Source organism: Planktothrix sp. FACHB-1365 (assembly GCF_014697575.1).
Taxonomy (GTDB): domain Bacteria; phylum Cyanobacteriota; class Cyanobacteriia; order Cyanobacteriales; family Microcoleaceae; genus Planktothrix.
This window is the reverse complement of sequence record NZ_JACJSC010000014.1, coordinates 16,983-40,361: the sequence shown is the minus strand read 5'-3', so window position 1 is coordinate 40,361 and position 23,379 is coordinate 16,983. Positions and strand designations below refer to the sequence as shown.

Below are 23,379 nucleotides of genomic sequence, written 5' to 3'. Positions count from 1 at the left end.
TAATTAATATCTAAATTGTAAAAATGAACTCAATTGTACTTGATCTCTACCGTTTCTTTTAGATTCATATAAGGCTTCATCGGCGGCTAAAAATAACGAGCCAATATCATTGGTATCAACACCGGGAATGGTACTGGCTACGCCGATACTAATTGTAACAATCGGTGCAGGACGATTGGGCAATTGTTCTGTGTCAAAGGGAAGTGCTAAAGTTTTGAGATTCTCACGAACTGCTTCCGCAATATACAGCGCTCCTGTTGCATCTGTTCTCGGAAGGATAATCACAAATTCTTCACCCCCATAACGAGCCACTAAATCCCCCGGACGTTGAACGACATTACGAATGGACTGAGCTACTTTTTTTAAACATTCATCTCCCATTTGATGACCATAAGTATCATTATAAATTTTAAAATAATCAATATCACATAAAATTAAAGATAAGGGAGCAATTTCCCGCATCATTCGTTTCCATTCAATATCTATACAGTGATCAAATTGCCTACGGTTGGCGATTTCTGTTAGAGGATCAACATAAACTAAAGCTTTTAAAAATTTATTTTCTTGTTGGAGCTTTCGTAATTTATTCGCATTTTCTTGATTTTTATTCAACAATTGCCACTGAAAATAAAGACGATAAAGTTCACAAGAGCATAGACAATAATTTCCTTGTAAATTGACTAAACCCAAACTATACAATTGATAGGCAATAAGCGGTTCAATTTGAATACTTTCTGTTGCTGTTGCTACTCGTTTCATGGCTATAGCAAGTTCAGGTTTTTGTTGAAGGCTCAACGAGAGAGATTGCAAATGCTCTCGATAAATTCCGGTTAAGGTTGGAGAGGTATTTAATAAGTCATCTATGTTAATGAGATCATAGCTTAAGTGATAAAGTGCAAGATGAACTAAATAGGGATGTCCTCCGACTAAATTGGATAGTTTTTTAATATGATTATCCGTTAAATTCAGTTGATAACGTTGTGCTAAGTCCTTAACTTGTTCAAGGGTAAATACAGGTAATTCAATTGCTAAACCAATATTAAAGGGAGATTGATGAATATTTAAAGATACATAAACTTCTGTGGATTGAACTAAAATAAAGTGAACCTTTTGCCAAAGTTGAGTTTGTCTTCCCTGCTCATACCAAAATCGAATCAAAGGGAGGAAATCTTGACTAATATTTTGATACTCAAAAATCCGATTTAATTCATTAAAAGCTAAAACGATAGAGGAATTAAGTTTGGGGAAAATATGACTTTCTAAATAAACTGTAGAACTAACTTTACTCCCAATATCATCATCCCAATAATTATTTAATAGAGGTTCAATTTTCAATTGTCGAGCGATATTAATACACAGCCACTTCAAAAATTTATTGGAATTCTCAAAAATGGCACTATCCGCTTGGAGAAAATCAATTGAAACTGTCTGATATCCCAAACTTTCAGCATAGTTTAGCAGTCTGATAATAAAAGAACTTTTACCCATTTTTCTAGGAGCTTTTAGTCGGAGTAAGCTCCCCGATTTTTGAATTTCAGCATAGCCTAAATTTTCGCAAGGGAGGCGTTGAATATAAAATTTAGAATCTAAAGGAAGTGGACGATCAGGAAATTCAATTGTGTCTTTTGGGACAAAAGTGGGGTTTAAAGACATAATAAATACATCATTAATATGAAGAAAGTTTGTTGATAATGAGTTGAAAAATAGATGGGTTTAAAATTCAAGGTTGATTCCCCCCTAGTTTAGATTGTTCTGAGGTGATCAACAATATCATTTGGGTTGATCGGTTTACTCTAACGGTCAGTTAAAGTCTTAAAGTTAAAATTTTTATCCTGTGGGCTTGACAACGTGTCAAAACTCGACTCACATCCTAGGTTTTCAGGGTTTTTGTTTGATTTAGGCGACGTGATTGTGATTAGCGAGTGAATTTTAGTATAGTCTACATTCACTATAGATCCTTATTTTCGTAAATTCAATACCTTTTTTTAAAAGGGGTGAATAGAAAAAAACAGACTCATCTTTAAATAAATTAAAGCTAATCTTCTCGGAAATAAAAAATTAACAGGATGATACAAGGAAATAGGGTAAAGGCTATTATTGATTAACGACCCATCCCTACTCTCGCTCTCACTTTCTTTTAAAGGTTAGGATATGCCATTTTATACGGATCTACAATGGCATCAAATTCTTCACTAGAAATATATCCTAATTCCAGACAAACTTCTTTTAATGTCAGATCTTTTTCTAAAGCAATATGGGCAACTTGGGCTGCATTATCATAGCCAATTTTAGGAGCCAAAGCCGTCACTAACATTAAAGATTGTTCAACATAACTATTAATTTTTTTACGATTAACTTCTAATCCCATTAACAAGAAATCTGTAAAATTATGGCAACTATCTGATAAAATAGCTACGGATTGCAAGAAATTAAAAATAATCATGGGTTTGAAGACATTTAACTCAAAATGTCCCTGGGAACCCGCAACACTAATCGCGGTATCATAGCCAATCACTTGTGCGGCTACCATGGTCATGGCTTCACATTGGGTGGGGTTGACTTTCCCCGGCATAATAGACGAACCGGGTTCATTTTCAGGTAATATTAATTCTCCTAAACCACAACGGGGGCCACTGCCTAAAAACCGAATATCATTAGCAATTTTCATTAAAGAACACGCTAAGGTTTTTAAGGCTCCACTTGCCATCACTAAGCCATCATGAGCCGCCATAGCTGCAAATTTATTCGGGGCAGAAATAAAGGGTAATCCGGTTAATTGACTAATGTGATTTGATACGTTTTCAGCAAATCCTTGAGGCGTATTTAAGCCAGTTCCAACGGCTGTTCCCCCGATGGCTAATTCATATAAATCCGGTAAAATTATCTCCAACCGCTTTAAATTTCCATCCAATTGCGCCACATAACCAGAGAATTCTTGACCTAACGTTAAGGGAACTGCATCTTGTAAATGGGTTCTACCAATTTTAACAATATCGGCAAATTCTTCGGCTTTTTTTTGTAATTCATCCCGCATTTTTTGGACGCTGGGAATTAACCGTTGTGTAACAGAAATGGCTGCTGCAATGTGCATCGCCGTGGGAAATGTATCGTTAGAAGATTGAGACATATTAACATGATCATTGGGATGAATTGGATTTTTACTCCCTAAAATTCCTCCGGCTATTTCAATGGCTCGATTCGCAATGACTTCATTAACATTCATATTCGATTGGGTTCCACTTCCGGTCATCCAAACTCGCAAGGGAAAGTGATCATTGAGTTGACCCGCAATGACTTCATCGGCGGCTTGAATCATTAATTTTGCTTTGTCTGCGGGGAGTTTTCCTAACTCTTGATTGGTAATTGCAGCGGCTTTTTTTAGGATACCAAAGGCGGTAATCACTTCCTGCGGCATTAAATCATTGCCAATGCTAAAATAATAAATAGAGCGTTGGGTTTGGGCTCCCCAATAGCGATCGCTCGCTACTTCAATTTCTCCCATACTATCGCGTTCTTTGCGGGTTGGTTGCTGGGTTGTCATGTTAAGATTTTTCTCCCTTTAATCTAGTTGATTCTTGAATTTAAAAATTATTGAGCCGTCCGATTTAAGACTTCTTGAATTTGTTGTGCGGCTTTATTATTTCCCTGTTGTGTATATAAACTTAAGGCTTTATTCCAAGCATTTTGAGCTTCGGCGGTGTTCCCTTTTTTCCAGAACGCTTCCCCTAAATTTTTTAAGGCTTCTGCATAGTCAGCATTAATTTCTAAGGCTTTTTGATACTGTGCGATCGCTTCATCCCATTGACCTTGAGTTGCTTGTAAAAATCCTAAAGCATTATAAGCTAAAGCATATTTAGGATTAAGGCGAATCGCTTCTTGATAAGCTTGAGTGGCTTCCTCAATTTTGCGTTGATAAAACAAAGCATTTCCGAAATAAAAATGATATTTGGCTTCTTCAGGTTGAGCTTCTACCAATTGACGAAAAATAGTTTCAGAAGCTGCATAATTTCCAGTTTTATAAAGTTGAATTCCTTGGCGAAGTGCAGCTTGTCGGCTTTGCTTTTTATCTAAACGTTGTTGTTCTGCTTCATTGGGTTTACCTCGAAGCTCATCAGCAGTCGGTAATTCATTTTGAGATCGGGCAAAGGTTGGGAATAAAAGAATAATTCCCACAATCATCGTTTGCACCAGTTTTACACGAAACAGATTTTTTTTCATAGAGTGAGCGGTTTTAATCAGAAATTGTTTCCTAATGGATTGAGTTAATGCTTGATTATAATTGAAGTTGCAATTCAAAGCAAGTTAGAATCTTCTCAGGCTCAAATTAATCAAATCGAGTAAAGCATCCAGGGGTTGTAATTGAGACAGGGGGATTTCTGTACCCTTAACTTGTTCAATAAATCCTAAGAGTTTTCCTGCTTTAAACTGTTCATCTAATTCGACAATAACATAACCAATTCGATCTGACCCAACTTCCATGGGAATAGGACAAGTTTGCGATCCCATTTTAACCGCACGGCATTCTAATTTTCCTAAATGAGGAATTAATAAATCGGCACTATTTGCCACCAATCTCACAACGGAATTCCAACTATCACTCTTGAGTAAATCTGTTTCGATTCCTAACAGTTGTAAAAAATCATAAACCACTAAAACGGCAAGGGTATTGTTAAAGACTTGTTCTGCTTTTTCATCGGTGGGTTGATGTTGAGCAAAGCGTTGAGCAAGGCGACGGTTTCTTTGGGGAATGGGTAGAATAATAGAATCTTCTCCAGTGGCATATCCCATGATTTTAAACTCTGGAAAACTACAAAATTAAGAATAAAAATACCCTTGATAATGAGCGCAAGTCTCTACAATAATCTGTTGCAATCCTATTAATAAATCATCCATTCTTAATTTTAACTCTTCCTGAAATCCTGAATATTGATCAAAGCATTGGTCAGGATTAATTCTCATAAATCCTACATCTTTTTACAAAACTTTAAAACTTTGTCGGAGGATTTATGCCCATCATAACCCCAAGTTAAATAGAGGTAAGTGATGGGCGTAGCTCATCTTAAATTCCTAACGGGGGTTTTCAACTTCCGGTTGAAAGAATAGATCTTCAGCTTGTTCAGAAGCGGGAGAAATCACACAATTAACAACATTACTCACCACACAAACAACAGGGGCTAAATCCGTTCCTTGTAAAACCGATCCTTTTAATATAGTTTGAGATAATTCTGCCCGATCAATGTTAGTATCCGCTAGAATTGTAGCCGTTAAGTTAGCACTTTCTAAAGCAGCCCTATCCAGATTTGCTCGGCGTAAATCTGCTCCTAAAAGATTAGCATTAGTGAGATTTGCTGCTTCTAAATCACTATTAAATAGAAAAGCTTGACGCAAATCAGCATTTTCTAAATTGGCTTGGTTGAGATAGGATTCGCTCAGATTTGCACTAACTAAACTGGCATCTTTTAGATTAGCTTTAATCAAATTGACTTGAGCTAAATCCGCTTGGGATAAATCCGCTTCTCTTAAATCAGCCCGTTCTAAGATAGTATTCCTTAAATTCGCATCAAATAAATTAGCAGCGGCTAAATTGGCTTGTGTTAAATCGGCATAATATAAATTTGCTTGATTCAAATTCGCGCTGCGTAAATCAACGCCTCTTAAATTAGCACCTTGTAATTGCGCTTTAAATAAATCTGCCCCTCTTAAATCAAACTGTTGCAAATTAGCTCCCCTTAAATCACATTCAGGACAACGATTTGTCGTTCTTAATCGTTGTAAATCGGATTCATTTTCGGCTTGAACAACGGGGGCAAATCCCAGTGTAGATAGAATAACAGACAATGCTAAGACTTTAAGGTTCATCATCCTCACTCCATTTTTTTAGTATTATTGCTCAACCTGTTCAAAGCCTAGGGCTTGGGAATGGGTTAAGCATTTGCCCAAATTTTATCACAAACCCCAGGAGGGGCAAGTATTTTTTGGCTAAATGATTGCCATTTCAAAAAAGTGGAGTAAAATTAAGCTGTAATTAACATATTTTTTTCAGGGTAAATTATGGACAACGAAACCTATGAGTTTAATGAATCCCAGAATCAACTGATTTTGGATTTGTCTAAAAAAATGCTCTTTGTCAGTTACTTTCTAATAGCCAGTGGAATATTGGGGGCTATTAGTGGCATCATCGCAATTATGCAAGGAGGATTTGGTGGGATAGTTCAGGGAGTCGTTTTATTGGTAACAGGAATTTGGACAATTAATGCTTCAAAAGCTTTCAAATTAATTGTAGAAACTCAAGGCAATGATATTGAAAACTTGATGGGTGCTTTGGGGCAACTGCGTAAACTTTATACGCTGCAATATTGGCTGTTTATGATTGCCTTAATTTTTATCGTAATCGGTTTTATTGCAGCAATTATTTTGGCTGTTTCTGGAGGTATTGGCTAATGGAATTAATCAATAAGATTAGCTAATTTTAATTTCATCACTATCCCCTTTCAATGATATTTTCTGACCTCACGAATTACTGAGCTAACCCTTGTCTGTTAGAATTAGCAAAACGTCAGATTTTAACCCATGCAATTAGCCAACTCTCCTCCTACAAAGAGTAAACGAGTTGATGCGTTAGATGCGTTGCGAGGACTTGCAGTTTTAGCAATGGTATTATCCGGTGTAATTCCCTTTAAGGGAACTTTACCTGCTTGGATGTATCACGCTCAATTTCCGCCACCAACTCATCAATTTAATCCAAAAATAGCGGGACTGACTTGGGTTGATTTAGTCTTTCCCATCTTTATTTTTTCATTAGGAACTGCTATTCCTATCGCCTTATCTCGGCGTTTATCTCAAGGATGGACAAATCTTGAAATTAGTTTTGGAATTATAAAACGGGGCTTTTTATTAGCAACTTTTGCTATTGTTTTACAACATTTTCGCCCAACGGTTATTAATCCTGAACCGAGTTCTGAAAAATGGCAACTTGCGTTAATGGGATTTGGAATATTATTTTTAATGTTTGTTCAGTTACCTAGAGTTATTCCTAAATGGATTAATTTAGCGGTGAATTTAATCGGTTGGGGGGCTGCGATCGCTATTTTAACTCAAATTCAATACCCCCATAATTCTAAATTCCCTGAATTTTCTCTCTATCGAAGTGATATTATTTTATTGGTATTAACAAATATTGTTGTTTTTACCTCTTTTATTTGGTTATTCACGCGCCATCATCCCCAATTTAGAGTCGGGTTACTGGGGATTTTATTCGCTTTAATTTTATCAAAATCAGCCGGAGGATGGATGAGCAATTTGTTATCTAGTTCTCCTATTCCTTGGTTATATCAATTTGAATATTTAAAATATTTATTTATTGCTATCCCCGGAACTATAATTGGGGATGAAATCGTCAGTTATACCCAAATTGAGGATGAATATATCCCGAAAACTTGGAACCGATTTCGTCTAGGGGGAATTGTGATTTTAATGTTATTAATCATTTTAAATTTAGTCATGGGTTTACAATCTCGTTTACTCCCCCAAACCACCGGAATTAGTGTAATTTTATTAATTATTAGTTATCCCTTACTCAAAAATCCTAGCCATCCCCTAGAAGATTTACTTTATCAAATGTATCAATGGGGACTGTATGGATTAATTTTAGGATTAGCTTTTGAACCCTATCAAGGAGGAATCAAAAAAGACCCTACAACAATGAGTTATTTTTTGATAACACTGGCGATCGCAATTTTCCTGTTAATGATCTTAACCATTCTCATCGAGAGCTTTCACCAAGCCCTCTGGTTTCAGTTATTCATCGATACGGGTAAAAATCCAATGATTGGTTATTTAGCCTTTGCCAACTTGTTATGGCCGATTTTAGAATTACAAGGCTGGATTCCTAAAATTGAAGCCTTAACAAATACCCCGGTTCTAGGATTTTTAAGAGGATTATCTTATACTTTAATTATAGCATTATTTGTGAGTTTATGTACTCGATTAAAATTGTTTTGGAAAACCTAATTTTATGCTGAATTCTGAATTAAACCCCTCTAACTTAATTGTTGTAACTGGCCCCTCCCGTTCAGGAAAAAGTGAATGGGCGGAAACCTTAGCAATACAGTCTCAAAAACAAGTCATTTATATTGCTACCTCTGCTCATGATCCAACAGATGAAGAATGGAAAATGCGGATTCAAAAACATCAAAAACGTCGTCCGACCGACTGGAAACTATTAGAAATTCCAATGGAATTAACTGCAACATTACAAAAAATATCCTGTCAAAATAATTGTATTCTTGTAGATTCATTAGGAACGTGGTTAGCCAATCTTCTTGATCAAGATGAAACCACCTGGGAAAATACTCAAAAACAATTATTACAAACCTTGCATCAAATCCCAGGAAATGTCATTTTAGTAGCAGAAGAAACCGGATGGGGAATTGTTCCCGCTTATCCCGTTGGTCGAACCTTTCGCGATCGCTTAGGGGCGTTAGTTCGTCATTTAGGGGCGATCGCCAACCGTGTTTATCTGGTGACAGGCGGTTATGTTTTGAACCTGACAGAATTGGGTTCGCCTTTAAACTCAGAATCGTCAAAAACCTGATACCCTATGTTTGAGTCAAACTTTGTCCCTGCTACAGTCAGCTTCAATTTTATGCCTAAATGGTTTGTGTTGCACTGGCGTTTTCTCTGTTTATTAATAGTTTTAGGAACAATATTAACGCCATTTCTTTTGACAGTTTATATTAAAATGGTTACAAATAATCGTCGATATTTTCAAGTTGAAAAAGTCCCCGATGAACCCGTTGCAATTGTATTTGGGGCGGGAGTTTGGGCTGATGGAACCCCCACACCGATGTTAGCTGATCGAGTAGAAGGGGCGGTAGAATTATATCGTTTAGGGCGAGTTCATAAAATATTAATGACCGGAGATAATGGCACTCCTGAATATAATGAAGTTGTAGCAATGCAGCAATATGCAGAACGTTTAGGGGTTCCCAGTAAAGATATTAAATTAGATTATGCAGGATTTAGTACCTATGAAAGTTGTTATCGTGCTAAAGTAATTTTTGGGGTAGAACGAGCCGTTTTAATTACCCAAAAATATCATCTTCCCCGTGCGGTTTATACCTGTAATCAATTGGGGATAGAAGCAGTGGGTTTAGGAACACCGGACTGGGGGAAATTCAAGGATGATTCCATGAGATTTTACACCCAACGGGAAGTTTTAGCCGTAATTAAAGCTATCCTAGAACTCCATATTATTCGTCCTAAACCGACTTTTTTAGGGCCATTTGAAGGAATGTCTTAATCAGTTATCAGTTATCAGTTATCAGTTAAGAAGTGGATAGTGAATTGACTCTGACGCTGATCAGCGATTACGGGTAATTAATAAGGGTTAATAGTTAACAGTCAATACAATTACAATTATGGCTTTATATTTAGATTCTGCAATTATTTCGGAAGCACAAATTGTTAAAGAGTGGGGATGGGTGAAAGGAATTACTACAAACCCGACTTTATTGGCAAAAAGTGAATTATCTCCCGAAGAAACCTTAACTCAGTTAAAAATTTTAATTTCGGGAGAAATTTATTATCAATTAACCGCTTCCGATTTTCAAGGAATGGTTAGAGAAGGAAGAAAAGCCTTTGAACTATTAGGAAAGCAAACGGTTTTAAAGATTCCTGCCACAACTATTGGATTTCAAGCGGTTGCTCATTTATCTCCAGAAATTCCCTGTTCTGTTACTGCGATTTATAGTGCTGCTCAAGCCGCTGTTGCCATGGAATCTGGGGCAAAATATGCGATCGCTTATGTTAATCGTGCAACGCGATTATTAGGGGATGGAATTTCATTAGTTAAAAACATGGCTAATATATTAGATGGAAGTCCGACCAAAATATTAGCAGCCAGTATTAAATCTCCCGAAGAAGCCGCCGCAACGTTGCAAGCAGGAGCGTATCATTTAACATTACCCTTGGAAATTTTAACCGCCATGACAACCCATGAATTATCAGAAAAAACAGTGATAGAATTTAATCAGAATGGGGTTGGAATTGACTGAGGAAGTTAGAATAATTCTTAAATTATTTTGAGGTTTGGACGAGAAGACGTCGCCCCGATGGACATCGTACAATAGAATAGAAAGTGTTGAATTCCCGTGTTTTTCTAGCCATGACTCAAACTGTTGATTTCCTTAGTCATCTCAATGCGTCCCAACGTCAAGCGGTTGAGCATTTTTGTGGCCCGATGCTGGTGGTGGCGGGGGCGGGTTCGGGTAAAACACGGGCGTTAACCTATCGTATTGCTAATTTAATCCGCAGTTATCGAGTTCATCCTGAGAATATTTTAGCGGTGACATTTACGAATAAAGCCGCCAGAGAAATTAAAGAACGAGTTGAGTCTATTTTTGCTCAACAACAAGCAGAAATCGAATTTGAAAAACCGTTTTCAGCCTTAGCTGCTGATGAACAAACTCGCTTAAAATCAAAGGTTTATCGCAGTATTACCAAACATCTATGGATGGGAACGTTCCATAGTTTGTGCGCTCGAATCTTGAGATATGATATTAATAAATATCAAGATGAAAGTGGGCGAAAGTGGGATAAAAACTTTTCAATATTTGATGAAGATGATGCTCAAAAATTAGTTAAATTCATTGTTTTAAAAGAAATGAATTTAGACGATAAAAAATTTGAGCCTAAAAAAATTAGATATTCTATTAGTAATGCCAAAAACTTAGGGTTATCTCCTCAACAATATGCCAGAGAAAACCCGGATTATTATGGACGAGTGGTATCAGAGGTTTATAGTGCTTATCAATCTCAGTTAGCCGCCAATAATGCCTTAGATTTTGATGATTTAATTCGAGTGACCGTTGATTTACTCAGTCAAAATGAACAAGTTTTAGCGTATTGGCATCAAAAATTTGGTCATATTTTAGTTGATGAATATCAAGACACCAACCGTACCCAATATAATTTAATTCGATTATTAGTCACCAATGGCGAAAACCCCAGAACGTTCAAAAATTGGCAAAATCGCTCGATTTTTGTGGTGGGAGATGTGGATCAATCCATTTATTCCTTTCGCATGGCAGACTATAAAATATTGTTAGAATTTCAACAGGATTTTGGCGATTGCTTACCCGATGACGATACCCGCACTATGATTAAATTAGAGGAAAATTATCGCTCACGGGAAAATATTCTTCAAGTTGCTAACCATTTAATTCAACAAAATACAGAACGCATTGATAAAATTCTCCGTCCAACGCGAGGAGAAGGACAGCCAATTTATTGTTATAAGGCAGATGATGAAATCGATGAAGCTAATTTTATTCTATCACAAATTCAAGGAATTAGTCAACAAAATCCAGAATTAAATTATGGTGCATTTGCCATTTTATATCGAACCAACGCCCAATCTCGCGCTTTAGAAGATGTGTTATTAAGACATAATATCCCTTATACCGTTGTCGGGGGATTAAGATTTTATGACCGCAAAGAAATTAAAGATTCCTTATCCTATTTAAGAGTCGTTGCGAACCCCGCCGATAGTGTCAGTTTGCTGAGAATTATTAATGTCCCCCGTCGAGGAATTGGCAAAACCACCATTGATGGGTTAGTTAATGCGTCTCAACAGTTAGGAATTCCCCTCTGGGAAGTGCTAAGTGATGAAGATTCTGTGAATACAATAGCCGGACGTTCAGCAAAATCTGTGAATCAATTTGCCCAAATTATTAAAAATTGGCAAGAACGAATTGAAGAGTATTCCGCACTGCAAATATTAGAAGGAATATTAGAAGATGCAGGTTATATTCAAGACTTAAAAAAAGAAGGAACAGACGAAGCAGAAAACCGATTAGAAAATATTAAAGAATTGACGAATGCGGTGTCACAATTTCAAGAAGAATATGAGGATACAACATTAGAGGGATTTTTATCCAGTGCCTCCCTCGCTTCAGATTTAGATAAATTACAAGAAGGACAAAAAGCCGTTTCCTTATTAACCCTTCATGCAGCAAAAGGGTTAGAATTTCCCATTGTGTTTTTAGTCGGTTTAGAACAGGGACTTTTCCCTAATTTCCGCAGTTTAAATGATCCCTTATCTATCGAAGAAGAACGGCGTTTATGTTATGTGGGAATTACTCGCGCTCAAGAACAATTGTTTTTAACCCATGCGTGTCAACGGCGGTTATGGGGACATTTAGAACCCTGTATCCCCTCAATGTTTTTAAAAGAATTACCAGAAGGATTAATTCATGGGTATATTCCTCCTTCTCAACCCAAAACAAGTAAAAGTAAGGGCACTAAAAAAGAAGCCAAATCACCCACCGAGGTTAAACAACCTGCAAAAAATGTTCAATTAGAATCCGATGTAAAAGACTGGAAAGTGGGGGATAAAGTGTTTCATCGGACTTTTGGAATTGGAGAAGTAACGCACGTTTTTTCTAATAAAGATAAACTGTCTTTAGCGATTAAATTTGGGAGTTTAAGTCCTAAAATTCTTGATCCGAAAACAGTTCCTTTACAACGGTTTAAATAATCCCGTTGTTGCGCTTCAGCGCACTTGATTTATTATTGAAAAAGACTGCCCGAAAAAACTACTGGTTGGCAACTTTTTGGCGTAATTGAGTTGTATTCATGGTTTCGTTTAGTAATTTAAGCTAATTATAGCCCGGTTATAGCGGTTCGGTGGACTGATGGAGTATAAATATTTACTAGGAGTGCGTTCGCGTAGCGTGTGTGTCAGCACTCCAAAAAGAAAGTGAGTTTCTGAATCCCCACAGTTAAGCCCGAGAAAGCTGAAGAAACAGGGAACGATCGCCCAGCAGAAACTCAGCATTGCCCTGCATCACCCCCGATGGCAAATTTGCTGTTTCCGGTTCTTATAAAACCCTGAAACTGTGGGACTTGGTGACGGGGAAAGAGTTAACCGCATTTATCGGGGAAGCTAAGATGCTTTCCTGTGCGATCGCTCCTGATGGGGTGACGGTGGTGGCGGGGGATGGGTCGGGGCGGGTGCATTTTCTGCGGTTGGAGGGGTTGAGGGGTTGAGAAACAGGGTTGCTTAACCCGATTGGGGTGAGGCGGCAAAGGTTAGGGCAGAAACTGAGTTTCTTTCCCTGCATCCGAATCACCAACCCGACAGCTATAATGGCGAGAAAGCAGGCATCTGGAGAACGTGATGCAAATTACCTTAAACAAAGAACAAGAGGGATTTATCGCTGCTCAATTAGCCAAAGGCAACTTTAGCCATCCTGATGAAGTGGTGAATGCCGCGTTTAAATTGCTCGAAAAATTACAAACCGAATACCAAGACTGGCTCACCGAAACCCGCACTAAAGTACAATCTGCCGCCTTAGAATTGGACAATGGCGAAAGCTTGGATGGGGAAACTTTTGTTTTAGAAATTCTGGAGCGTTTTCACCAAGCCAAGGGAGAAGCGCAGTGAGTCAGTACCGGATATCCCTATCCGCCAGTCAAGACTTGAACCAAATTTCCGAGTATTTTTTAGCACGAAATCTGACAGCAGGGGAGCGGTTTTTTCAAGAATTTAATCGTAAATGTAAATACTTAACCCAGTTTCCTTATTTGGGAAAAAGTTACGATTATTTATTGGCTGACTTGCGCGGTTTACCTTTAGATGGCTACTTTTGGCACAGTTGCAGGATGAGCAAAAATGGGAAACCCGTTTTGCTACCACGACAGACGATCAATTTGGGAATTAACCGTTAAATCGATTTCAAATTGTTCTGCACCCTGTTGATATTATTAGAGGCGTGGGATATGTTAGGCTTTAATCGGTTTAGTTTTAATCGCCATCATTAAGGAGATAAAAACATGACACCCTTAATTTTAAATAACTCAGAAACTACCCCCATTACCCCTGAACAATTCTATCAACTTTGTGTTGCTAACCGAGACTTACGATTGGAACGGACAGCTAAAGGAGACTTAATTATTATGCCACCCACAGGAGGGGAAACCAGTAAGCGTAATTCCGATATTAACCTAGAGTTAGCATTATGGAATCGACAAACTCAATTAGGCATAACTTTTGACTCATCCGGCGGATTTACACTTCCTAATGGAGCCGATTTTTCCCCGGATGCGGCTTGGATACCGTTAGCTAAATGGGAATCTTTGACACCCGAACAAAAAACTAAATTTTTACCTTTATCCCCTGATTTTGTTATAGAATTGCGTTCTCCTAGTGATTCTTTAAAACTCTTACAATTAAAAATGCAGGAATATATTGATAATGGGACTCGTTTAGGTTGGTTAATTAATCCGAAAAATCATCAAGTCGAAATTTATCGCCCCGAAACAGAAAAACAAATTTTAGAAAATCCAATCATGCTATCAGGAGAAGATATTTTACCTGGATTTATTTTAAATATTCAATTGATTTGGTAAACTTTTTGCGAAATCGGGGTTATAACCTCATCTGTTGATGCACAACGGCCAAATTCCACATATAATCATCAATTTGATATTGAGTTGCAGCTTGATTAATATAGGTTTTAGCTTGTTCTATATTTTGTTCCGCTTCATGATATAATCCTAAATAAAGATGGCTATAAAAATTTCCGCGTTTTCCGTCTTTTTGCCCGATTTTTAATAAATCCTCTGGGGTACAATTTCCTGCAAACAAATCATAAACGCTTCTGAGGACAGGACGGGGATCATTTTTAACCGGAAGCAGGGTATTTTTGGCGACTTCAACTCCTTGAAATTGGGCAATACATAAATAACGCCAAACCGTTTCCTCAACATCTTGGGAATTAACCGTTAAATCAATTTCAAATTGTTCTGCACCGAGTTGATATTGTTCGGTATAATAATAAGATAATCCTCGCTGCCAAAGATAAGGTTTAACTATCGGATTTAATTGTTCAGCGTAATCAAAATCTTGAATCGATTCAGAAATTTTCGCTAACTTAAAATAAACCATTCCCCGTTGAATATATCCTCTAACATCATCAGGATGGGAATGTCGATATTTAGTCCAGTAGTTAATTTGTTGTTCTAAGGTAAGAGACATATTTGATCAATTTAAGGGAATAATAAACTAGAGATGAACTATGAAGTCAGAACAACAGAGCCTGTATATTCAGTTAGGGCGGGAGTCGGGTGGCGTGCCGTAGGAGTTATGAAAAATTCGGATACAATCATCTGGTTTTAGATTGGCTCCCATTCTGACTATGATCAGCTACTCAAAAAGTTGAATTCAGATTCATATTAACATCTTGAATTTGTTTTTCGGCTTGCTCTTTCGCCTGTATTGCTGCTTTATAATCAGGATGATATTGTAACGCTTTGTCATAGGATGAAATCGCTTCTGGATATTGCTTTAAATTGACGAAAGCATTCCCCCGACTGTACCAAGATTCTGCATGATTCATTTGTTGATAAATGGCTTCATCATAGGACGCGATCGCATCTTGATAACGACCTAAATTATATAAAGCGTTTCCTCGATTATACCACACTAAATAATCCTTTTTTTGAATTTCCAAGGCTTTATCATAAGCCATTAAAGCTTCTTCATAACGTTTCAGTTGATGCAATGACCATCCCAAACTATACCAAGCTTGATAATAAGTGGGTTGAATTTTAACCGCCTGTCGAAAGGATTCAACGGCTTCTTTTTCTTTCCCTTCCTTTCCTAAGCCATTCCCTCGACTATACCAAGCTTGATAAAAATTAGGATTAAAACGAATGGCTTTATCGTAGGATTCCGTCGCGTCGCCATAACGTTTCAATTGCATTAAAACATTCCCCAAATGATACCAGGCATTCGGCTCATTAATTTTAATTTTAACAGCTTGATTATAAGCCTTAACCGCTTGTTCATAATCTTCTAAATAATGATAAGCTCTTCCCGTTTTATAGAAGGCTTCAAAGGAAGAAGGAACTCGATCTATCACTTCTTGATAGGATTGAATGGCTTCTTCATACCGTTTAAAATTCAGTAAAACGTCTCCTTTTCCAAGCCAAGCTTCTATCGCCTCTGGATTTTGTTTAAGGGCTTGTTCAAAACTGGTTAAAGCATCAGAATAGTTTTGTAACGCATTGAGAACTTTTCCCCGACCAATCCAAGCTTCTGTATAATTAGGGTCAACTTGAATCGCCTTATCATAAGCTTCTTGAGCTTGAGGATATTGTTCTAATTGATATAAGATTTTACCTTTTTCTTTCCAAGCTTCTCGATAATCGGGTTTTAAATTCAGGGCTTGATCATACCGTTTTAAGGCATCTTGATACCGATTTAATTGATATAAAGTGTTTCCTTGATTATAGAGATCGGTTGCATTATAAGATTTGAGAGAATACCATAAATAAATCCCGGTTACAGTTGTCAATCCTATTAACCCTAATATTGATAAAAATGTGAGATAAAATTTAGGCTTTGAAGGTTGAATTTTTAAAGGTTTAAGCCACGATTTAAGGGCGGGAATTGTACCTACTGGAGATTGATTTAAGCTTTTAATCGCATTTAAAGCTTCTGTTGCAGAAAAATATCGTTCTCGAAAATCGTAGCGCACCATTTTATTTAAAACTTCAGCAAATTCTGGAGTGACAGTGACTTGATTTTGCCAAATAATTTCTTCTGTATCAGGATGAGTTGGTAATTGATGGGGGGCAATTCCAGTTAAGGCTTGAATGCCAATCATTCCCACTGCATAAACATCACTACTGGGTTTAGGATTTCCCCTCGCTTGTTCACTCGGCATATAACCGGGGGTACCAATGCCAACACTCACCAAACTTTGATCGGGAGAGTTTAATATTTGGGTGGTAATTTGTTTAACAGCCCCAAAATCAATTAATACTAATTGATCATCAATTTTACGGCGGATGATATTTTTAGGACTAATATCTCGATGAATGACATTTTGTTGATGAACAAAATCTAATATTGTTAAAATATCTTGCAATAGAATAATGGTTTCGGCTTCGTTGAATCGTCCTTTGGGAAGATTGGCTAAAACTTGAGTTGTACTAGAATGAATTGAAGGAGCGTGAGGCGGTTGAGTTTGAATTAGTGGAAAATTTGGGGTTAATTCTTGACTTAAATCATGTCCTTCAATAAATTCTTGAACGAGATAAAATTCTTGATCTTCTTCAAAAAAAGCAAATAATCGGGGAATCTGTTCGTGATGTCCTAAACGATATAAAACTTGAGCTTCGGTTTCAAATAAACGTCGAGCAATTTGTAGAGTTGTTGGGTTCGTTGCCTGGGGTTTGAGTTGTTTGACCACACATTGATGACCATCTGGAAGTTGCAGATCTTCAGCAATATAGGTATGGGCAAATCCTCCACCCCCTAATGATTGCACAATCCGATACCGTCCGCCCAATGTGGTTCCCTGCATATTCCTAGATAATGATTGACGATATTTAACGTTAAGTTCCGCCTGGGTTTATCTTATAACAGGAAAGAGGGAATCGGGAACAGAAAATATAGCATTACCCATTACAGTTGTAGAGACGCGCCATGGCGCGTCTCTACTAAATCTACGGTATGGCGCGTCTCTACGGCACAGAATATCCTGTTTTTTGATGAATAAAATCTAGGACTTTAGAATAAGCTTCGGAATTAGTTTGAGGATTAATAATAATGGATTCTTTGCCATCAGGAAGCCAAAACATAATGCGTTGACTGGAATCAAATACAAAGGTACTCAAACGATTCAAATCAATAATATATTCATGCCGATCATAAACAATTTTAACCCAATAGTTGCCGATGGGATGGATAGTAATCCTTTGAATATAAGCTAAAATATCTTCATAAGTTTTAGGATTATTGCTATTGTTAATAATAATAGGTTTGCCATTATCTGGCAACCAAAATGTAATTCGTTTGTTAAATCCAGATGCAAACGCACTAATACTATCCAGATCAATTAGATATGTTTCTCGCTCATAATTCATTTTGATCCAGTAAGCCACAAGACCTCCTCAGACCTGTGAATCCTTGCCGGGACTCAACTCGTTTCCTACTCAATAAATCCGATAATAGACTTCTAGGAAAATCATCACTCACCCCTTTTTCCCGGTTATAAAATCAGGATGATCGGGTGAGTTGAAAATTTTCCTTCAGATTAGAAATAGATGCCCCTAGTATTTTTCCCGAACTGCATTGATAATTTTAGGATACTTCCGCCGGAGAATTAAGCACGGAAGGAGACTGTAATTCGGTTGGGTTTAATTGCCCGTTGCTGGGTTGAGTTGTTAAGGTTTGGGTTTTTTTTAATAAGTGGGTTGTTGCTTCCACAAATCCTTGAAATAGGGGGTGAGGGCTATTGGGTCGAGACTGAAATTCGGGGTGAAATTGGGTCGCAACAAAGAAAGGATGATTGGGAAATTCAATAATTTCTACTAAACGACCATCGGGGGAAGTCCCACTAATCGTATAGCCAGATTCTAAGAATAATGTTCGGTAGGCATTATTAAATTCATAACGATGACGATGGCGCTCATAAACAACTTCCTTCTGATACAGTTTAAACGCTAAAGTATCCGGTTGTAAACGGCAGGGATATAACCCTAAACGCATGGTTCCCCCTAAGTCTACAACGTCTTGCTGTTCGGGTAATAAATGAATCACAGGATTAGGGGTTTCTGGGTCAAATTCAGAGCTATGGGCTCGTTCAAGTCTAGCTTGATGACGCGCCCATTCTATCACCGAACATTGCATTCCTAAACATAATCCCAGGAAGGGTATTTTTTGTTCCCGTGCATATTCAATGGCTGCTATTTTCCCATCAGTTCCCCGTTGCCCAAATCCTCCAGGAACGACAATTCCTTGCACATTTTTGAGGTAATTTTCAGGGCTATTGCCTTCAATATCTTCTGAGTTAATCCATTCTAAACTTAATTCTGCACCCACTTGAACGGCTGCATGACGTAGGGCTTCAACAACGGATAAATAGGCATCCGTTAACTGGATATATTTCCCGACAATGGCAATTTTAATGTTAGGATGGGGAAGTGGACATTTTGTATTGAGATCCCGATGATAAAGCCGATCAACTAAAGTTTGCCATGCCGTTAAATTGGGTTCTCGTTGTTCTAATTGTAACAGCTTTAAGGTTTGTTCGGCAAGTCCTTCTTGTTCTAAAAGTAAAGGCACTTCATAGATACTATTGGCATCACGGGAGGTAATCACACAATCAGCTTCGACATCACAAAATCCGGCAATTTTTTCTTTAATTCCCAAAGGAATTTGGCGATCGCAACGACACACTAAAATATCCGGTTGAATCCCAATAGAACGTAATTCTTTAACCGAATGTTGGGTTGGTTTTGTTTTCATTTCCCCGGAAGCACCTATCCAAGGAATTAAAGTAACGTGTAAATAAATAACATTTTTGCGTCCTACATCTTTACGAAATTGACGAATTGCTTCTAAAAAAGGTAAGGATTCAATATCACCAACGGTTCCTCCTACCTCGGTAATCACAACATCTGGATTCGTATTTTTTGCGACTCGATGAATGCGTTCTTTACATTCATTAGTAATATGAGGAATGACTTGAACAGTTCCGCCTTGATAATCTCCCCGACGTTCTTTATTAATCACAGCTTGATAAATTCCGCCAGCCGTGACACTATTAAGACGGGACATGGAGGTATCGGTGAAGCGTTCATAGTGTCCCAGGTCTAAATCGGTTTCCGCCCCATCCTCAGTGACGAAAACTTCACCATGCTGGAAGGGACTCATGGTTCCAGGGTCAACATTAATATAAGGATCAAGCTTAAGAATAGAGACAGAATAGTTCCGGGACTTGAGCAGGCGTCCTAAACTTGCAGCAACAATTCCTTTGCCAATACTGGATACCACTCCACCCGTTATAAAAACAAACTTAGTCATAAAAATTACCTGAACGTCTCTAATACTCTATCAATTGTGCCATAAGCGCTTCCAGAAATTGAGATTAACTCACAATTCCGTAGGTTCCTATGCCTTTAGTTAATATCAACTCCAACTCAATTAAAGCGTTTACATTGGGGCAAAAAACGCTATACTGAATTATTCTACCTCATTACTAACCCCAGGGAACTTAATAGGATTAAGCCAGATTTGATTGACCCCTTGAATCGCTTTCATCATATAATCCGATCTACTATGACTGTTTTTACCTCCTTGCTCCATTTTGGGTTAGATTTCATCACTACCCGTAATTCATTGAACTTTTCCCCAAGTTCTGAAGCGGTTACTGAAATTTTATTTATTGATTCGAGCGTTACCAATTATCAAGATTTACTATCAGGAATAAAACCGGGAATCTACCCGGTGTTGTTGAAGGATGAAATGGATGGCATTCTTCAAATTACTGAACATTTGAGCGAGTTTAAAAAGTTAGAAGCGATTCATTTAGTTTGTCATGGTAGTCCGGGTGAACTTTATCTGGGAAATAGCAGTTTAAATTTATCGAATTTATCGAATTATATTCAATCGTTGCAACAGTGGTCAAAGGCTTTAAATCCCCAAGCTGATTTACTTATTTATGCTTGTGAAGTGGCTGAAGGTTGGCAAGGAAAAGCCTTTGTTAAAGCCTTAAGTCAAATTACCCAAACTCAGATTGCTGCGACAACTGAAAAACTGGGTCAAGGCTATTGGGATTTTACCCTTAAAACTGGAATTATTAAGGCTGAACTTGCCTTTAAACCCCAAATTTTAACCACTTATAATCACCAATTAGCATTTGCAGTTACTGTTAATAATAATTCCCAGGATTTACTCAATACTCTCCTGGGAAATACAAGCGGATTAAGTAATTTTTCCTTAGAAATTACAGGAGATCCCAGTGCTATTGGTTTGTTTCAAGATGATCCTTTTGGTTTAAAGTCTGGAATTATTTTAAGTACCGGAAATACGGTAGAAATTCCGGGTGTTAATACTATCTCTAGTTTAGGTAGCGATTTAAGTACGGATTTGGGAGACTTTGGTGTAGCGGGAGATGCAGTTACCTTAACTATTACCTTTAATGCGGATAACACAGCCAAACAATTATTCTTTCAATATGTCTTTGGGTCTGAAGAATTTGTAGAATATGGAGGAGACATTTTTAATGATTCCTTTGAACTGTTATTAAACGGAAATAATTTCGCTAAACTCAGTGATGGTCAAACCGTTACAATTAATAATTTAGTTCCCAATGGAGAGGACGCTAGTGTTTTTCATCCTGATTATATCGACAATCCTAGTAGCCCTAATACCCTAACTAAATTAGATGGTTATACCCAAGTTTTAACCTTTTCAGGGGATATTATTCCTAACAGTCAAAATACCTTAACGATTCAAATTCAAGATGTCTCTGATGGCTCATTAGATTCGGCTGTTTTTCTCAAAAGTGGTGCATTGGGAACGGCTTTACCTACAGATACAACGCCATCTGTTAGTTTCTCTCAACCCACCTATCAAATTAATGAAGATGGCAGTTTAATCAGTTCAGAAATTACGATTAACCGCAGTGGAGATGCAACCCAACCCGCCAGCGTTGATGTAATTTTAAGTGATGGAACTGCCACCGGAGGGGCAACCCTAACGACAGGAATTGACTATAATAATACTCCCATTTCTGTTAATTTTGCTGCCAATCAAACCACCGCTATTGTCAAAATCCCGATTAATTTAGATGATAGTAGTGAACCCACAGAAACCGTTAATTTAGCCTTAGCAAATCCCAGTAATGGCATAGCATTAGGTTCTCAATCTACGGCAGTTTTAGATATTGTTCAACCGAATACTATTTTACCTTTCGTTAATCTCGGTATTAGCCCACAGTCTTTAACAGAAAACGAAACTTTAACGGTATCAGCAGTCTTATCTTCAGTTACAAATCAAGATGTTAGTATTCATTTAGGATTTCTCGGAACTGCCCAAAAAAATGTTGATTATACCGTCTCATCAAATGTGATTGTAATTCCGGCGGGGTCAACCAGTGGAAGCATAACCTTAAGCACCATTAATGATAATTTACTGGAAGAAAATGAAAGCATTATTGTTGATTTATCTAGTCTCAATAATGCGACATCCTTCGGGGTTCAACAGGTTGTTTCTCAACTGATTAATCATCCAAATTCTTCTCCCTCCCCAACACCAGAACCCACCCCAGAACCCACCCCAGAACCCACCCCAGAACCCACACCCGAACCCACACCCGAACCCATTCCTAATATTAACTTAAATCTCAATCCTGAGTGTGGTTGTAATCGCTTAACTCCTCCAATAATTAATAATATTATTCCCAATGCTGGAGAAGATACAATTAATGGTAGTGATAACAATGATCAATTACAAGGAGATGACAAAAAAAATGTCTTATTTGGTGGAGTAGGAAGTGATGAAGTCTATGGAAAAAATGGGGATGATAATGTTTATGGAGGTCAAGGAATTAAGAGTAGCACCGGGAAACCGAATGAAACAGATGTACTATTTGGAAATCAAGGATTAGACTATGTTAATGCCAGTGAAGGTGCAGATAAACTCTATGGCGGTAAAGATGACGATGCCATTTTTGCGGGGAAAAATAACGATCTGATTTATGGCGATTTAGGAAATGATACCCTCATAGGAGACTTAGGAGATGATACCGTCATTGGCGATACCAATGAACCTAAATTTGAGAACCCCCCCGGACAGGATTTATTATTTGGAGGAGAGGGGGTTGATCTAATATTTGGAAATGGGAATCATGACACCCTCAGTGGCGGTTTTGGAAGTGATAAACTCAATCCGGGGAAAGGAGATGATCAAGTTTTTGGGGATGAGGATGCCGATGAACTTTATGGAGATTTAGGGAAAGATACCCTGTGTGGAGGAGAGGGAAACGACACCATTTATGGCGGAACTGCAACGAAAACCACCGTTACGAATGGCGAGGATAACGACGAATTATGTGGGGGAAATGGGGATGATTTTCTGAGTGGAAATGAAGGACAGGATATTATTCATGGAGAAGCGGGAAATGATACCCTGCATGGCGGTTCTGATCAGGATACATTAATGGGAGGGGAAGGAAATGATCGCATTTTTGGGGAAAATGGGGATGATATTTTAGGAGGAGGAAATGGCAATAATACTTTAACAGGGGGTCAAGGAAACGATTTGTTTTTAATTGAGGTTCAGGGTCAACAACTGATTACGGATTTTACACAAGGTCAAGATGTTTTAGTGCTCGCAGACGGATTAACCTTTGAACAATTGAATTTCACGATTAATAATGGTGCATTACAGGTTCAAAATCAAGGTCAAACCTTAGCCATATTAACCGGAATTTCTAATATTAATCAAAGCATATATAGCGCTACGCATTATAGTTAGGACATTTCTAAATCCAGCAAACCCTTTCACTTCTTACTCTTCGG

21 protein-coding genes and 2 pseudogenes are annotated in these 23,379 nt (G+C 37.8%); 13 read left to right on the top strand and 10 right to left on the bottom strand.

Annotated features, from left to right (window positions below):
- Positions 1-3: 3 nt before the first annotated feature.
- The 6 genes from H6G57_RS16150 to H6G57_RS16125 form a co-directional block, all read right to left on the bottom strand.
- Positions 4-1,653, bottom strand: coding sequence for an AAA-like domain-containing protein (locus H6G57_RS16150; RefSeq protein ID WP_190520274.1), 1,650 nt, complete (start codon positions 1,651-1,653; stop codon positions 4-6).
- Positions 1,654-2,137: 484 nt separating this feature from the next.
- Entirely contained in the window at positions 2,138-3,541 is a 1,404-nt protein-coding gene (gene fumC, locus H6G57_RS16145; protein ID WP_190520272.1) for a class II fumarate hydratase, read from the bottom strand.
- A gap of 47 nt (positions 3,542-3,588) precedes the next feature.
- The gene (locus tag H6G57_RS16140) at positions 3,589-4,218 is read right to left on the bottom strand and encodes a tetratricopeptide repeat protein (protein WP_190520270.1); all 630 of its coding nucleotides are present in this window, start codon (positions 4,216-4,218) and stop codon (positions 3,589-3,591) included.
- A gap of 84 nt (positions 4,219-4,302) precedes the next feature.
- Positions 4,303-4,788, bottom strand: a complete 486-nt coding sequence (locus H6G57_RS16135) for a DUF1822 family protein (protein ID WP_190520268.1) — start codon at positions 4,786-4,788, stop codon at positions 4,303-4,305.
- Between the two features lie 27 nt (positions 4,789-4,815).
- The gene (locus H6G57_RS16130) at positions 4,816-4,959 is read right to left on the bottom strand and encodes a hypothetical protein (RefSeq protein WP_190520266.1); all 144 of its coding nucleotides are present in this window, start codon (positions 4,957-4,959) and stop codon (positions 4,816-4,818) included.
- Positions 4,960-5,067: 108 nt separating this feature from the next.
- Positions 5,068-5,859, bottom strand: coding sequence for a pentapeptide repeat-containing protein (locus tag H6G57_RS16125; protein WP_190520264.1), 792 nt, complete (start codon positions 5,857-5,859; stop codon positions 5,068-5,070).
- A 192-nt stretch (positions 5,860-6,051) separates the two neighbouring features.
- On the opposite strand from H6G57_RS16125, the gene H6G57_RS16120 reads away from it, so the two are divergent.
- The 10 genes from H6G57_RS16120 to H6G57_RS16075 all read left to right on the top strand — a co-directional run bounded on the left by H6G57_RS16120 (position 6,052) and on the right by H6G57_RS16075 (position 14,412).
- Positions 6,052-6,441: a hypothetical protein gene (locus tag H6G57_RS16120; protein WP_190520262.1), complete on the top strand. Its 390-nt coding sequence runs from the start codon at positions 6,052-6,054 to the stop codon at positions 6,439-6,441.
- A gap of 129 nt (positions 6,442-6,570) precedes the next feature.
- Positions 6,571-8,010, top strand: coding sequence for a DUF5009 domain-containing protein (locus tag H6G57_RS16115; RefSeq protein ID WP_190520260.1), 1,440 nt, complete (start codon positions 6,571-6,573; stop codon positions 8,008-8,010).
- A 4-nt stretch (positions 8,011-8,014) separates the two neighbouring features.
- On the top strand, positions 8,015-8,593 hold the full coding sequence (gene cobU / locus H6G57_RS16110) for a bifunctional adenosylcobinamide kinase/adenosylcobinamide-phosphate guanylyltransferase (RefSeq protein ID WP_190520258.1): 579 nt from the start codon (positions 8,015-8,017) through the stop codon (positions 8,591-8,593).
- A 51-nt stretch (positions 8,594-8,644) separates the two neighbouring features.
- Positions 8,645-9,301, top strand: a complete 657-nt coding sequence (locus H6G57_RS16105) for a vancomycin high temperature exclusion protein (protein ID WP_190520256.1) — start codon at positions 8,645-8,647, stop codon at positions 9,299-9,301.
- A 118-nt stretch (positions 9,302-9,419) separates the two neighbouring features.
- Positions 9,420-10,055, top strand: coding sequence for a transaldolase family protein (locus H6G57_RS16100; RefSeq protein ID WP_190520255.1), 636 nt, complete (start codon positions 9,420-9,422; stop codon positions 10,053-10,055).
- 110 nt (positions 10,056-10,165) lie between these two features.
- Positions 10,166-12,538 carry a DNA helicase PcrA gene (gene pcrA, locus H6G57_RS16095; protein ID WP_190520253.1) on the top strand — a complete coding sequence of 791 codons (2,373 nt, stop codon included), beginning with the start codon at positions 10,166-10,168 and terminating at the stop codon, positions 12,536-12,538.
- Positions 12,539-12,837: 299 nt separating this feature from the next.
- Positions 12,838-13,050, top strand: coding sequence for a WD40 repeat domain-containing protein (locus tag H6G57_RS16090; protein ID WP_242048994.1), 213 nt, complete (start codon positions 12,838-12,840; stop codon positions 13,048-13,050).
- A gap of 130 nt (positions 13,051-13,180) precedes the next feature.
- The gene (locus H6G57_RS16085) at positions 13,181-13,447 is read left to right on the top strand and encodes a type II toxin-antitoxin system ParD family antitoxin (protein ID WP_190520251.1); all 267 of its coding nucleotides are present in this window, start codon (positions 13,181-13,183) and stop codon (positions 13,445-13,447) included.
- Positions 13,444-13,731 carry a type II toxin-antitoxin system RelE/ParE family toxin gene (locus H6G57_RS16080; RefSeq protein ID WP_190520249.1) on the top strand — a complete coding sequence of 96 codons (288 nt, stop codon included), beginning with the start codon at positions 13,444-13,446 and terminating at the stop codon, positions 13,729-13,731. Before H6G57_RS16085 ends, H6G57_RS16080 begins: the two co-directional genes overlap by 4 nt.
- A gap of 105 nt (positions 13,732-13,836) precedes the next feature.
- Positions 13,837-14,412: a Uma2 family endonuclease gene (locus tag H6G57_RS16075; RefSeq protein WP_190520247.1), complete on the top strand. Its 576-nt coding sequence runs from the start codon at positions 13,837-13,839 to the stop codon at positions 14,410-14,412.
- 19 nt (positions 14,413-14,431) lie between these two features.
- Here the strand turns inward: H6G57_RS16075 and H6G57_RS16070 are convergent, their stop codons facing one another.
- The 4 genes from H6G57_RS16070 to H6G57_RS16055 all read right to left on the bottom strand — a co-directional run bounded on the left by H6G57_RS16070 (position 14,432) and on the right by H6G57_RS16055 (position 19,879).
- Positions 14,432-15,040, bottom strand: a complete 609-nt coding sequence (locus H6G57_RS16070) for a hypothetical protein (protein ID WP_190520245.1) — start codon at positions 15,038-15,040, stop codon at positions 14,432-14,434.
- A 172-nt stretch (positions 15,041-15,212) separates the two neighbouring features.
- Positions 15,213-17,375 (bottom strand): serine/threonine-protein kinase, encoded by a 2,163-nt coding sequence (locus tag H6G57_RS16065; protein WP_190520243.1) that lies wholly within the window; start codon positions 17,373-17,375, stop codon positions 15,213-15,215.
- A 160-nt stretch (positions 17,376-17,535) separates the two neighbouring features.
- The gene (locus H6G57_RS16060) at positions 17,536-17,955 is read right to left on the bottom strand and encodes a hypothetical protein (RefSeq protein WP_190520241.1); all 420 of its coding nucleotides are present in this window, start codon (positions 17,953-17,955) and stop codon (positions 17,536-17,538) included.
- 199 nt (positions 17,956-18,154) lie between these two features.
- Entirely contained in the window at positions 18,155-19,879 is a 1,725-nt protein-coding gene (locus H6G57_RS16055; protein WP_190520239.1) for a CTP synthase, read from the bottom strand.
- A gap of 255 nt (positions 19,880-20,134) precedes the next feature.
- On the opposite strand from H6G57_RS16055, the pseudogene H6G57_RS29775 reads away from it, so the two are divergent.
- The 3 genes and pseudogenes from H6G57_RS29775 to H6G57_RS29765 all read left to right on the top strand — a co-directional run.
- Positions 20,135-20,698: pseudogene (locus H6G57_RS29775) on the top strand (DUF4347 domain-containing protein); the annotation flags it as partial.
- A gap of 9 nt (positions 20,699-20,707) precedes the next feature.
- Positions 20,708-21,388, top strand: a pseudogene (locus H6G57_RS29770) (choice-of-anchor L domain-containing protein); the annotation flags it as partial.
- Positions 21,371-23,335, top strand: coding sequence for a Calx-beta domain-containing protein (locus H6G57_RS29765; RefSeq protein ID WP_375539532.1), 1,965 nt, complete (start codon positions 21,371-21,373; stop codon positions 23,333-23,335). The pseudogene H6G57_RS29770 and the gene H6G57_RS29765, both read left to right, overlap by 18 nt.
- The last annotated feature ends 44 nt before the right edge of the window (positions 23,336-23,379 follow it).